The following is an 11,945-nucleotide window of genomic DNA, read 5'->3' on the forward strand; positions in this document are numbered from 1 at the left end:
CCGTGGCCGCCGCACCCGTCAACACCTGGAACGTGCCCAAGCGCACCACAGGTGTGGTGCTCCTCTGCTGCTGGCTGGCGATCCTCGCCGAAGGTTACGACGTCGGCGTGCTGGGAGCCGTCCTCCCCGCACTCGCCGAGTACAAGGAATGGAACCTCTCGCCGCTGGCTCTGGGTGGCCTTGGCTCATATGCCCTGATCGGCATGCTTATAGGCGCCCTGTTCATCGGCACCCTGAGCGACCTCGTGGGCCGCAAGAAGATGCTCCTGGCCTCCATGATCATCTTCACGCTCACCCAGGCCGGCGCTGCCTGGGCTCCGACTCCGGAGCTTTTCGGACTCTTCCGCCTGATCGGTGGGCTCGGCATGGGCGGCGTGATTCCCGTTGCTGCCGCACTGACCATCGAGTACTCCGCCCCGAACAAGCGCTCGTATAACTACGGACTCATGTATTCCGGCTACTCCCTGGGCATTGTTGCTGCGGCGCTGGCAGCTTTGTTCGTCCTGCCGCTGGGTGGGTGGCGTGCGGTGATTGCGATCGGTGCCGCTCCCGTGGTCCTGCTGCCAGTGATCTGGAAGTTCCTGCCCGAATCGCTGGAGTACCTGGAGTCCAAGGGGCGGAGTGCCGAAGCCACGTCGCTCGCAGCAAAGCTGGGAATCACGGATTACCGGCCGGTGGTCGTTGCGAAGCCGGCGGCCGGTGTTCAAGTCGATCCGTGGTGGAAGACCATCACCACCATGTTCTCCTTGCAGTACCTGCGCTCCACGGTCTTTTTCTGGATCTCGCTGTTCTGCGGCCTGCTCCTGGTCTACGGGCTGAACACTTGGCTGCCGAGCATCATGAAGAAGGCCGGATACGACCTCGGCTCCTCGCTGACCTTCCTCCTGGTCTTCAGCCTCGCCTCGGCCATCGGCGGCCTGCTCCTGGGCCGTGCGGCGGACAAGTATGGCAAGAAGCTGATCCTGGTGGTCTTCTACATCCTGGGCGGCCTGGGCATCATGCTCCTGGTCTTCCCGAACACCATGGTGGTCAACCTGCTGTTCGTGGCCTTCGCCGGCGTCGGCTCCATCTCCACCTCACTGGTCCTCACGGGCTACATCGCCGACTACTACCCGGCGAAGGTGCGCGGCACGGCAACGGGCTGGGCTCTTAGCTTCGCCCGGCTTGGCGCCATCTCGGGCCCGTTGATCGGTGGGTGGATCGCCGGTTCGAAGCTCCCGTTTGAGGCGAACTTCGGGATCTTCGCCGGCATCGCGGTCCTGGCTGCTGTCGCCGTCGCACTCATTCCGAAACCGCATCCCGAGGTGCCGGTGGCCGCCGTCGACGTTGATACTGACGACGCCGCAATCGGCGCACGGTAGGAGAGCCATGTTTCCGGAGGCGTGCGTCGAGCGAACCGTCGAATGGGTGGACACGGACGCCTCCGGGCACCAGCACAACTCCGCGATCATGCGCTGGGTGGAGGCCGCAGAGGCTGAACTGTTCCGCCGCCTCGAGCTGCCGGATTACTTCCCCAGCGCGCCACGCGTGCAGCAGGTGATTAACTACAAAGCCAAGCTGTGGTTCGGCCAGCGCATTACTGCGACCGTGAAGGTGCACGCGCTCGGCCGGACCTCACTGACCCTGGCTTTCGAAATAACGTCCGACGCCGGTGAGGTCGCCGCATACGGGACGGTCACCACAGCGCACGTCCCCCAAGGGGCCAGCACAGCACAGCCCTGGCCCGAACATCTGGCCAGGGCTGTCTCGCCCCCGCGAGTTGGCAATTAATGACAATGCGGGACTCCGGGATTGTCATTAAGTGCCAACTCGGCGGAGGGTTTTTGCTTAGCGCAGGCCCTTCAGGACGTTCTTGGGGCGCTGCATTTCACCGTGCTTTGCCCCGAGGATGATGACCCAGGCAGCGAAGGCCGGGATGGCCCACTGCAGGGCTTTCAGCTGGGTCTGGGCCGACTTCAGTTCATCGGAGGCGCCCGGGCGTGGTTCCGTCGCTCCTTCGGCACCTTCGCCGGAGAGCTGGTCCACTTTCTTGCCCACAATGCCCGCGTACAGGGTCACGGCTGCTCCGGCCAAGGTGACCACACTCTTGTAGACGGTGTTGGCGGCAACGCTGTCCTGCTTGGCGATACGGCCCTTGTTCTCCCAGGCGATAGCGAGATCGGAGGCGAGGTGGCCTGCGAAGGCTGCTGTTTGGATCGGAGCCCATTTGCCCCAGCCCTTGCTGGACAAGCGGGTGCGCTCAGTGGGGTCCTTGGCTTCTGCCGCAGCGCCGTTAAGCCCAATGGCCCCCATCAAAGAGCCGCCAAACCATGCCGCAGCGGTAAGGTCGTGAATGGAACGGGCTACAAGATTTCCTGCCATGATGTGCTTCCTATCGTCGATGCGGAAAGTACTGGGTGTGGCTTCTTGATCCTGACGCGGAGTTCAAGCGTGCCTCTATAGTAAGCACCCTTAGTATGTACCCGCCAGCTCACTGCGGTTTGTTGAGGGATCAGTGCCGTGCCCACACCTATGATGAAGTGGACTGGCGCCTGAACTGTGGCGCGGAAATGAGGATGTTTTCGATGTTCGCCGTCCCGGCACCCCCGGTGCGCCACCAGCAACTCCTCGTCACGATCTTCGGCCTCTACGGCAGGAACGCAGGCGATGCATTGCCGGTCTCCGCACTGATCTCCATGCTGGGTTCCCTGGGCTATGACGCGCCTGGTGTGCGGTCGTCAGTTTCACGGCTCAAGGCCAAAGGCGTGCTGAAAAGCGTCCGTGAGGGCGGCATCGCCAAGTACAAAATTTCGGAGTCAATCAGCGACGTGTTCCGCGAAGGAGACCGGCGGATCTTCGCTCCCCAACAGCCTGCCCCGGTGGACACCTGGGTGCTGGCAGTGTTCTCCGTGCCGGAATCGCTGCGCAACCGCAGGCACCAGCTGCGGTCCGCGCTGTCCGGCCTGGGTTTCGGCTCCGTAGCGAACGGTGTGTGGATCGCGCCCGCCCACAAGCTGGATCAGGCCCGGGAGCGCCTCACTGCGGACGGGCTGATCGAATTCGTTGACCTGTTCAGGAGCGACTACGTTTTTGACGGTCCCATGCGCCCCAAGATCTCCGAATGGTGGGATCTCAAGGAACTCGATGAGCAGTTCACCGAGTTCCTTGAGCTGTATTCAGGCGCGGAGCAGCAGTGGATCGAACGCGTGGGTGATGACCCGCGCACTGCTTTGGCTGAGTCCACGGAGGAGTTGCGGCGTGACGCTTTCCGCTACTACATCCCCATGCTCACCATGTGGCGCAAGTTTCCGTACCGGGACCCGAATCTTCCGGCGGATTACCTTCCGCCGGAGTGGCATGGACCCGCGGTTCGCCGGACTTTCCAGGCGGTACACCGCTTGGCGGCACCCCTGGCCGCAGCGCATGCGCACGAGGTCATTGCGGAGGCGCTGGATCCGGCTGCTGCCTAGTCGCTGGTGCGGGGCGCGTCGATGATTCCGAACACCTCACCTTGGGGTGCCTGGATTATCGCCATGCGTCCCAACGGGCTGTCCATGACCGGCATGACCAGGCTGGCACCAAGCACTGTCGCCTCCGTGGCCGTCCGCTGGACGTTGTCGCTGGCGAACCACGCAAGCCAGTGATCCGGCGCGCCAAGGGCAAGCTCAGTGTCGTAGTGGATTCCGCCGACTTCCCGTCCATCCTGCGGGCGCTTGATGGTGAAATAGACGAATTCGTCTTTGGTGACGTCCTGATAGCCAAGGCCAAAGACGTCCGAATAGAAGGACTGGGCGGCCTCGTAGTCGCTGGTGTGGAGCTCGTTCCAGCACAGGGCGCCGTGCTCGTTGACGCGTTCAGCGCCGATGTGGTTTCCCGCTTGCCAGATGCCGAACACGGCACCGGCGCAGTCCATGGCCAGTGCCATCCGCCCCGAATCCATGACGTCGAAGGGCGGCGCGATCACTTGGCCGCCGGAAGCAGCCACTTTCTTCGCGGTGACATCGACGTCGTCCGCGGCGAAGTAGGTGGTCCAAACGTTGGGAGCGGCGGGGTCTTGCTTGGGTCCGATTCCGGCAACGGCGCGGCCCTGAACCTGGGCCAGGAGGTAGCCACCTGAATCTTCGCCTCCGGAGAGGTACTCCCAGCCGAAAAGCCCGGAATAAAAGCCCTTGGCGGCTTCAGGATCTTCCACTCCAAGGTCCACCCACATGGGGGTGCCTTCGGGCCAGCTCGAGATTTTGGTGGACATGGGACTCCTTGGATAGGGCTGATGGGCACAGCAGCCTCCCCGGTTGCCCCATGCGCTGGGCTTCCGGGGAGGCAGCCACTCATAAAGTGCGTCAGCTACCCAATTCGTGACACGGAAATCGCCGTACGGTTCAGACTTCCAGATCCTCCAGGACGGCCATTGCTGCATTGTGTCCACCGAGCCCACTGACGCCCCCGCCGCGACGTGCACCTGCGCCGCACAGGAAGACCCTGGCGTGCCCTGTGGCCACTCCCCACCGCTCGGCAGGCGAAGTGCGGGGCTCGTTGTCCTCCAGGAAGGGCCACTGCAGGCTTCCGTGGAAGATGTTTCCTCCGGACATGTTCAGTGCGTGTTCCAGGTCCAGGGTGGTCTTTGCCTCGACGCAGGGATTTCCGTCGGCGTCTGTGAGCAGCAGATCCTCAATGGGTTCGGCGAGGACGGAGTTGAGCGAGGTCAAGACCGCGGCCAGCAGCTCAGCCCGCAACTGCTCATTGTTCTCCTCGGTAACCAGTCGGTGGGGAGTGTGCAGCCCAAAAATGGTGAGCGTCTGTGCGCCGGCCTGGACGAGTTCCTCGGAAAGGATGCCGGGGTCGGTGAGGGAGTGGCAGTAGATCTCGCAGGGTAGGGGGTTTGGTATCTCACCCTTCAATGCCGCTTGGTAGGCATCTTCGAGTTGCCCGTATTCCTCGTTGATATGGAACGTGCCCCCGAAAGCCGCTTCCGGGGCCACCGACCCGTCGCGAAGCTTCGGCAGGCGGCTGAGGAGCAGGTTGACCTTGATTTGCGCGCCTTCCGGGGCGCTACCTGCAGCAGGGGAGCCATTCATAAGGCCTTGCAGAACCCACGGTGACACATTGGACAGCACGCGCTCGCCGCCGAAAGCATGCGAATCGCCGCCGCGCTGGAACCGCACCGTCCCGTCGTCGGATATGGCGGTGACTGTCGCGCCGGACAGCAGGGTGGCGCCTGCCTCACGGGCCACCCGCTCAAGCTCCTTGGAAACCGAGCCCATTCCGCCGAGGGGGATGTCCCAATCGCCGGTTCCGTTGCCGATCACGTGGTACAGGAAGCAGCGGTTGGCGTCGAGCGATGGGTCATCCAGTGACGTGAAGGTTCCGATGAGCGCATCGGTTGCCACCAGGCCCTTGACCAGCGGGTGGTTCAAGCGTTCCGAGATGGCCTGGCCCAGGGGGTTTTCGATGTAGGCGTTCCACAGTTCGTCGTCGCCAACGAGTTCCCGGGCTTCCGAGCGGGTGGGAAGGGGATCGCAGACCGTGGGGAAGAGGGCTTGGGCCAGTTTTCCCGTCTCGGCGTAGAGGCCTTCGAGCGCATCAAAGTCTGAGGCAGCGTCATCGGAGACGCGGGCAAAGGAGGCGCGGCTTGCCACGGGATCGGCCCCATCGATGAGCAGCCCGGTTCCGGGGTTTGCCGGGTTGGGCGTGTAGGACGAGTAGCGCCTGCGGGCCAGATCAATCTGGAGCCCCAGTTCGCCGATGATCCGGTGTGGAAACAGGCTGACCAGGTAGGAGTAGCGGGAGAGGCGGGCATCCACGCCCTTGAAAGCGGCCGCGGAAACAGCGGCCCCGCCGAAGTGGTCTTCGCGTTCCAGGGCGGCGACGCTCTTGCCGGCGCGGGCGAGGTAGGCCGCGGCTGTCAGGCCGTTGTGGCCACCGCCGACAATGACGACATCAAACTGTGTTTTTTCCATGGCACGAGGGTAGCCATGCATTGCCATTGCTTACTGAAACTGATTTTTGAAGTAAGCAATGCTTGGGCTAGTGCCACAAGGGCGGCGGGCAAGCGTAAGCCGCCTGCCCGCCGTCGTGCATTACTGGATGGTGCGCGTCGCTTTGGCGAGGTTCTCCCGAAGTTCGTCGGCGTTCTGCCGGATGACATAGGCCGGGCGGTCGCGCTCGACGCGCCAGCTGTCCGCCAGGGGGCCGATGTTGACGGTGTCGAAGCCGAATTCGTCGTAAAGCCTGGTGACGAGTTCGGCGGCCTCCGGGAAGTCGCTCGCGGTGGCCAGGGCGCGTCGGTTGTCGGTTCCGGCGGGGGTGCCGTCCGTGGTGATGTCCTTCGCGTAGATGTGGTTGAAGCCCTTGGCCACCTTGGAGGTGGGGAGGTGCTTCTGGAGCAGTCCGGACGTGGTGGCTTCGCCGTTGTCGAGCTCGGGAATGCGGCCGTCACGCTCCCAGTAATAATTGTTCGTGTCGATGACCACTTTGCCCTCAAGTGGTTCTGCCGGGATGTCGCGATAGTTCTTGAGGGGTACGGTGACGACGGCGAAATCGCCCGCCGCTGCCGCCTCGACCGCCGTCGCGGCGCGGGCCCGCGGCCCCAGTTCCGCTACCAAGTCGCCAAGGGTTTCGGGACCTCGTGAGTTGCTGATCACGACGTCGTAGCCAAGTTCCACTGCCTTGCGTGCAACCTGGCTGCCAATGTGTCCTGCACCGATAATTCCGATTGTTGTCATATCCACACCAACCAGAAGTTGCAGGCGCCTATTTCCCGCGTTACTGGATTATTTCCAGGGGCTTATACTAAGTAGTCTTACTAAGCTGTTTTTCATCGAACACGAGGAGGTAGTGATGGCCGGGCGCTTGGAACTGGTGGAAACGCCTGATGGGGGATACCGGGTTTTGATGGTGGACGGCGCAGATACCTTGATGGGTCTGTCCAAGCGGTTTTCCTCAGTGGATGAGGCCGTGGGAGGGGTGGCTGCCATCCGCGAAGTAGCAGGCACTGGCCTCCTTCAGACCGGCTCCGCAGAGCGGTACGCCGTGTTGATGCTGGAAGAGCCCGCAATCGATTCCGCGCTGGCGGACCAGGGTGTACGGAAGCAATCGAAGGTGGTCAGCTGTGAGCAGTGAACCGACAGCAAAGACGCGCGGCGTTCTGTTCGACGTGGACGGCACGCTGATTGACTCAAGCTATTTTCACGCCATGGCGTGGTGGCAGGCCTTCCGGCGCGAGGGGTTCGACGTCGAAATGTCGGCAATCCACCGCTGCGTAGGCATGGGCGGCGACCGGCTCATCCAGAGCCTGGTTCCTGACTCCACGGAGGAGCTTCAGGAAGCCTTGAAATCCTCTCACAGTGCAGTCTTCTCGACGTTCTGGCCCGCTTTGCGGACTTTCGACGCCGCCCGGGACCTTTTGGCTGCATGCTCGGAAGCCGGCTTGGCCGTCGGGCTGGCGTCCTCGGCGCAGGACCGCGACCTGGAGGTCAGTCGAAAGCTGCTCGACGCCGGTTCCTCCATTGATGCGTGGACCAGCTCCAACGATGCCAAGGAGAGCAAGCCCGCCCCCGACATCCTGGAGGCGTGCCTGGAGAAGCTCAAGCTGACGCCGAGGGACGTGGTGTTTGTTGGCGACGCGGTCTGGGATGTCAAAGCCGGCGCCGCAATTGGAATTCCCGTGATTGCCCTGACCTGCGGCGGAATCAGTGAGGCGGAGTTGCGTGACGCAGGTGCCGCGGAGGTCTATGACAACCCGCGGCACCTGCTGGAAAACCTGGAGGACAGCCTTATCGGGAAGCTGGCCTAGCGTTCGTCGCTGATTCCCTTGTCGCGACCGCGACGGTTCCGGAGGGTCCAGATGATCAGCGCGAGGATGATCACGGCTGCGACACCCGCCAAGACCCACGGCACGGCGCTGGTGCGGTTCTGCTCCTGGGGATCGGATTCTCCGGTTCCCGGGTTGGCGGGACCGCTGCCGGCCGGGTTGGGGGTGCTAGGGGCACCCGAGGAGGGGGCGGGGTTGGTGGGCTTCTGCGTTGACGGGCCGGAGGGGTTGCTGGGCTCCGGCGTCGGGGTCGCCGTGGTGGCGCCGACGCGGCCCTGGGCTTGCGCCGCGGCAGGTGTTGCCGCATTGGCTGCGACGGCGGTGGATGCCATGGACCCGGTGAAGAGGGTGAGGGCAAGGGTGGTCGTGGCTAATTTACGAAGCATCGGTATCTCCTGAGTAGGGGGCGCGTTCGCGAATCCTCATACTCGTAAGCATACTGACTAAATTGGCGCAGTGGATGTTCCGGGGGTGCCGCCTTCCCAAAAGGCGGCACCCGTGCCTGGCCTAGCGGTTCAGCTTGTCCGCGTCCGGCTCCTGGTCACCGATGTGACCAGGTGCGTTGGCAGCGAGTACACGCTGGACGAACGCGCTGTACTCCTCCATATAGTGGCGCAGCAACGCAGCGGTGCCTTCGTCCCTGACTGTCCCGTCGGCGTCGTAAGCGTCTGCGACGAAGCGGATGTACGCCTCAGGTGCGTTCAGCTGCGGAGCGTCAAGGAAGCTCAAAACGCTGCGCATGGAGGACTGCATCACCGCCGTGCCGATGCCGCCCGGCGAAGCGCCAATGATCCCGGTGGGTTTGCGGGCGAAAGAATTGGTTCCCCAAGGCCGCGACCCCCAGTCGATCGCGTTTTTCAGTGCGCCCGGGATGGAACGGTTGTACTCCGGGGAGATGAACAAGATGCCGTCCGAGGCTGCGATTGCGTCCTTCAATGCCTTGCCTGCTGGCGGGAAGTCGCCGTCGTAATCGGAGCTGTAGAGAGGGAGGTCCTTGATTTCGATCTCATGGAACTCAAGTTCAGGCGGTGCCACGCTGATCAGCGCTTTGGAGAGGGTCCTGTTGATCGAATTGCTGGCAAGGCTTCCAACGAAGTAACCGATTTTGAAAGTGTCCATAGCGGCGTTCCTTTCCGACGGCACGGCCGGAACCGGCTCGTCGACGGTGTTGTTGCGGGTTGACCCGCTCCAACCGACCCTAGTGGACATGCGCGCGGAGCGCAGCCCCTGCTCCTGCCCGACGACGTCTCCGGAGTTACGCCGTGAAGGCCAGGTCCTTGGCGTGCAGTGGGTGACGGAGCCGCTTGCCGCAGGCAATCCTCAATGCCTCCTCAATGGTGCTTGCAGCCATCCGCTCAAGTTCGGTGCCCAACGAGCCTGCCAAGTGTGGCGTGAGGAGGACGTTGGGGTGCGTGTAGAACGCGGACTCAGGCGGCAACACCCACGGCGTGGTGACGTCCAGGACTGCATAGAGATTGCCCTGCTGGATGCGTGCCAGGAGCGCGGCCTGGTCCACCAGCTCGCCGCGTGAAGTGTTGATGAAGGTAGCGCCCTTTCGCAGTTGGGCGATCAGTCCGGCATGCAGGAGGTTCTCGGTGGACGCCAACGACGGCGCGTGGAGGCTCACGACGTCGGATGTCGCCACGAGCTCGTCCAGGCTGACCCGTTCGACGCCGATGGCTGCTGCCGCGGCATCATCCAGAAAGGGGTCGGAGACAACGACGTCGAGGTCGTAGGGTGCCAGGAGGCGGATGACATGGCGGCCGATCCTTGAGGCGCCGATGATGCCAACGCGCTTGCCGTAGTTGCCCATGTCGGGGAACAGCTGGTCCGGTTCCACTGCCTTCTTTTCCAGGTGCAGCTTTTGGGCCAACTGCAGGATGCGTTTGTTGGCCAGCAGGATCATCGCAACGGTGTACTCGGCCACTGGAATGGCGTTGGCCTCCGCCGCCGTACTGACCTGGATGCCGCGGTCCCAGCAGGCATCTGTGACATGGTGCTTCACCGTGCCGCCGGCGTGCAGGATGTACCGGAGCCGTGGCGCGGCGTTGAGGACGGCTTCATCGATGACCGGGCAATTCCAGCCAGTGATGAGGATGTCCGTGCCCGCCAGGATGCCCCGCGATCCTTGGCTGCTGAACTCTTCCATGGGATTGCGGTTCAGGAGCAGCAGGTCAGGAGCGAGCCGGGCAAGGGTGCTGGGTGGGAAAATCCGCGGTGCAACGCCCGGCCCCATGGCCAAGGCGACATTCAACGGCGTGTGGTTCATTTGGCGCTCCCTGCGGTGAGGCCGGACTTCCAGAAACGCTGCAGGAGGATGAAGGCGAGCAGCAGCGGAATGATGGACAGCAGCGAGCCGGTGATGACCATCGGCGTGAACTCCGGCTGCGGGACCGAGTAGCCCTGCCACATGGAGATGCCGACACTGACGGGAAGCAGTTTCTGGTCCTGCAACATCACCAGGGGCAGCATGAAGTTGTTCCACACGCCGACGAACTGGAACAGGGCGATGGTGATGTAGCCGGGCATCATCATGGGCAGTCCAAGCGAGAAGAAGCTGCGGATTGGTCCGGCACCATCCATGCGCGCGGCTTCCAGGGTCTCTCCGGGCACGTAGGACGCCGAATACACCCTGGCCAGGTAGACGCCGAACGGGTTGCACAGGACCGGGAGGAGGATGGCCCAGATGGTGTTGGTGATCCCGAAAACCGAGGCCAGGAGGTACATCGGCAACACTGTGGCGGTGTTCGGAATGAGCACGCCCACCAGGACGAAGCCGAACAGGGAGTTCTTGCCCCGGAACTGGAACTTGTCGAAAGCGTAGCCGGCCATGACCGAGATCAGCCCGCCGAAAACAGCCCCGACGCCCGCGTAGAGAACCGAGTTGGCAAGCCACCGGAAGAACAGCCCGTTGTCCTGCTGCGCCACCGCCGCGATGTTCTCGAACAGGGAGAAGTCTCCGAAAGCGTAGGCGCTGGTGCCATAGAGGTCCGCTGCGTTCTTCGTTGACGCGAAGACCAGCCACAGGACGGGCACCACCATGTAGGAGGCTCCGATGACCAGGAGGGCGTTGACGGTGAGCTTGCTGGCGAAGCCTGTGCTGTGTGGCCTGCGTTTGCTGTTACGTGGCGTTGATTGCTGTGCCGTACCCCGCAGGCGGGAGAGTGTGGTGGTGCTCATGACTTGTTCATCCTCGAGCTGATGCGCGTGACTATGAGGGAAAGGACTGCGGCGAGAGCGGCGATGATGATGGAGGCAGCTGCCGCCTGGTTCAGGTTGTGCCTGATGAAGGCGGCATCGTAGGCCCAGAGATTAGGGACCCAGGTGCTGGTCACCGATGCCGTGGCCTTGGAGATGATGGACGGCTCCGTGAAGAGCTGCAGGGTGCCGATGATGGTGAAGAGCATGATGACGCTGAGGGCCGGGAGGATCAGCGGGAACTTGATGCTCAGGGCTGCCCGGATCTCGCCTGCGCCGTCGACGCGGGCCGCCTCCAGGATTTCCCGGGGCACGGCCTGCAGCGCGGTGAAGAGAATGATGACGTTGTAGCCCGTCCACTCCCACACGCCGATGTTGACGATGGAAGGCAGCACCAAATGGGCATCCAGGAAGTTGAGTTGAATGCCGCCGCCCTGCAGCACCTGGACCAGGGGGCTGATCCCCGGAGTGTAAAGGTAAGCCCAGATCAGGGCAGCGATCACGCCCGGAACAGCATGCGGAAGGAAGACCAGGAGCTGGAACAGCTTGCGGGCCCGTGCAACGGTCGCATCCAGCAGCAAGGAGAACACCACAGCACCCCCCACCATGGCCGGGATATAGATCAGGCAGTACAGGGCGAGCCGGCCCATGCCCTCCATGAAGGTCTCCGACTGGAACACCTGAAGGTAGTTCTCCAACCCGACAAAGACGGACTTGGGTTCGCTGAACCCGAGTCCGGACTTTTGCTGTGAGTGGAAGCTCAGCACCAGCGAATAGATCACCGGGGCAATCATGGCGAGGGCAAAGACTGCAAAGAACGGGACCAGGAACAACGCTGCGGTCGGGCCGCCGGTTCCGGCCAGTGCGCGGCCGGATCGGTACTTGATGGGGGCCTGGGTGGCCATGGGACTCTCCTAGCTGGCCGGGAGCTTCCTTTGGGGAAGCTCCCGGCGGTTTG

The 11,945-nt window shown here is 63.1% G+C and carries 14 protein-coding genes; 5 read left to right on the plus strand and 9 right to left on the minus strand.

Translation table 11 applies throughout. The annotated features are described in order from the left end of the window. Positions 1 to 2: 2 nt before the first annotated feature. Together ACFVSI_RS16470 and ACFVSI_RS16475 are read left to right on the plus strand one after the other, a co-directional pair. A complete protein-coding gene (locus ACFVSI_RS16470) occupies positions 3 to 1,361 on the plus strand; it encodes an MFS transporter (protein WP_387825865.1) in 1,359 nt (452 codons plus the stop codon). A 7-nt stretch (positions 1,362 to 1,368) separates the two neighbouring features. Beyond that, the gene (locus ACFVSI_RS16475; RefSeq protein WP_387825868.1) at positions 1,369 to 1,770 is read left to right on the plus strand and encodes an acyl-CoA thioesterase; all 402 of its coding nucleotides are present in this window, start codon (positions 1,369 to 1,371) and stop codon (positions 1,768 to 1,770) included. A 57-nt stretch (positions 1,771 to 1,827) separates the two neighbouring features. Here ACFVSI_RS16475 and ACFVSI_RS16480 read toward each other — a convergent pair whose 3' ends face one another. Further along, complete coding sequence (locus tag ACFVSI_RS16480; protein ID WP_387825871.1) at positions 1,828 to 2,361, minus strand: hypothetical protein; 534 nt, start codon at positions 2,359 to 2,361, stop codon at positions 1,828 to 1,830. Positions 2,362 to 2,549: 188 nt separating this feature from the next. Here ACFVSI_RS16480 and ACFVSI_RS16485 point away from each other — a divergent pair, with 188 nt between their 5' ends. Further along, complete coding sequence (locus ACFVSI_RS16485; RefSeq protein WP_387825873.1) at positions 2,550 to 3,449, plus strand: PaaX family transcriptional regulator C-terminal domain-containing protein; 900 nt, start codon at positions 2,550 to 2,552, stop codon at positions 3,447 to 3,449. Here ACFVSI_RS16485 and ACFVSI_RS16490 read toward each other — a convergent pair. The 3 genes from ACFVSI_RS16490 to ACFVSI_RS16500 form a co-directional block, all read right to left on the minus strand. After that, positions 3,446 to 4,228: a VOC family protein gene (locus ACFVSI_RS16490; protein ID WP_387825876.1), complete on the minus strand. Its 783-nt coding sequence runs from the start codon at positions 4,226 to 4,228 to the stop codon at positions 3,446 to 3,448. The two genes, ACFVSI_RS16485 and ACFVSI_RS16490, sit on opposite strands and share 4 nt — an antisense overlap. Positions 4,229 to 4,358: 130 nt before the next feature. Further along, positions 4,359 to 5,936: a phytoene desaturase family protein gene (locus ACFVSI_RS16495; protein WP_387825879.1), complete on the minus strand. Its 1,578-nt coding sequence runs from the start codon at positions 5,934 to 5,936 to the stop codon at positions 4,359 to 4,361. A gap of 120 nt (positions 5,937 to 6,056) precedes the next feature. Next, positions 6,057 to 6,701 carry an NADPH-dependent F420 reductase gene (locus ACFVSI_RS16500; protein ID WP_387825882.1) on the minus strand — a complete coding sequence of 215 codons (645 nt, stop codon included), beginning with the start codon at positions 6,699 to 6,701 and terminating at the stop codon, positions 6,057 to 6,059. A gap of 115 nt (positions 6,702 to 6,816) precedes the next feature. Here ACFVSI_RS16500 and ACFVSI_RS16505 point away from each other — a divergent pair, with 115 nt between their 5' ends. Together ACFVSI_RS16505 and ACFVSI_RS16510 are read left to right on the plus strand one after the other, a co-directional pair. After that, positions 6,817 to 7,098 carry a hypothetical protein gene (locus ACFVSI_RS16505; RefSeq protein ID WP_387825885.1) on the plus strand — a complete coding sequence of 94 codons (282 nt, stop codon included), beginning with the start codon at positions 6,817 to 6,819 and terminating at the stop codon, positions 7,096 to 7,098. Next, positions 7,088 to 7,771, plus strand: coding sequence for an HAD family hydrolase (locus ACFVSI_RS16510; protein WP_387825887.1), 684 nt, complete (start codon positions 7,088 to 7,090; stop codon positions 7,769 to 7,771). Before ACFVSI_RS16505 ends, ACFVSI_RS16510 begins: the two co-directional genes overlap by 11 nt. On the opposite strand, the gene ACFVSI_RS16515 is transcribed toward ACFVSI_RS16510, so the two are convergent. From ACFVSI_RS16515 to ACFVSI_RS16535, 5 genes are all read right to left on the minus strand, one after another. After that, positions 7,768 to 8,175, minus strand: coding sequence for a hypothetical protein (locus ACFVSI_RS16515; protein WP_387825890.1), 408 nt, complete (start codon positions 8,173 to 8,175; stop codon positions 7,768 to 7,770). The two genes, ACFVSI_RS16510 and ACFVSI_RS16515, sit on opposite strands and share 4 nt — an antisense overlap. Before the next feature lie 121 nt (positions 8,176 to 8,296). After that, a complete protein-coding gene (locus ACFVSI_RS16520) occupies positions 8,297 to 8,908 on the minus strand; it encodes an NADPH-dependent FMN reductase (RefSeq protein ID WP_387825892.1) in 612 nt (203 codons plus the stop codon). A 136-nt stretch (positions 8,909 to 9,044) separates the two neighbouring features. Continuing rightward, positions 9,045 to 10,058, minus strand: a complete 1,014-nt coding sequence (locus tag ACFVSI_RS16525) for a hydroxyacid dehydrogenase (protein WP_387825895.1) — start codon at positions 10,056 to 10,058, stop codon at positions 9,045 to 9,047. After that, entirely contained in the window at positions 10,055 to 10,969 is a 915-nt protein-coding gene (locus tag ACFVSI_RS16530) for a carbohydrate ABC transporter permease (RefSeq protein WP_387825898.1), read from the minus strand. The genes ACFVSI_RS16525 and ACFVSI_RS16530 overlap by 4 nt, the downstream gene beginning before the upstream one ends. Further along, on the minus strand, positions 10,966 to 11,892 hold the full coding sequence (locus ACFVSI_RS16535; protein WP_387825901.1) for a carbohydrate ABC transporter permease: 927 nt from the start codon (positions 11,890 to 11,892) through the stop codon (positions 10,966 to 10,968). Before ACFVSI_RS16535 ends, ACFVSI_RS16530 begins: the two co-directional genes overlap by 4 nt. Positions 11,893 to 11,945: the final 53 nt, after the last annotated feature.

The sequence above is a fragment of the Paenarthrobacter sp. NPDC057981 genome, from assembly GCF_042886835.1.
Taxonomy (GTDB): domain Bacteria; phylum Actinomycetota; class Actinomycetes; order Actinomycetales; family Micrococcaceae; genus Arthrobacter.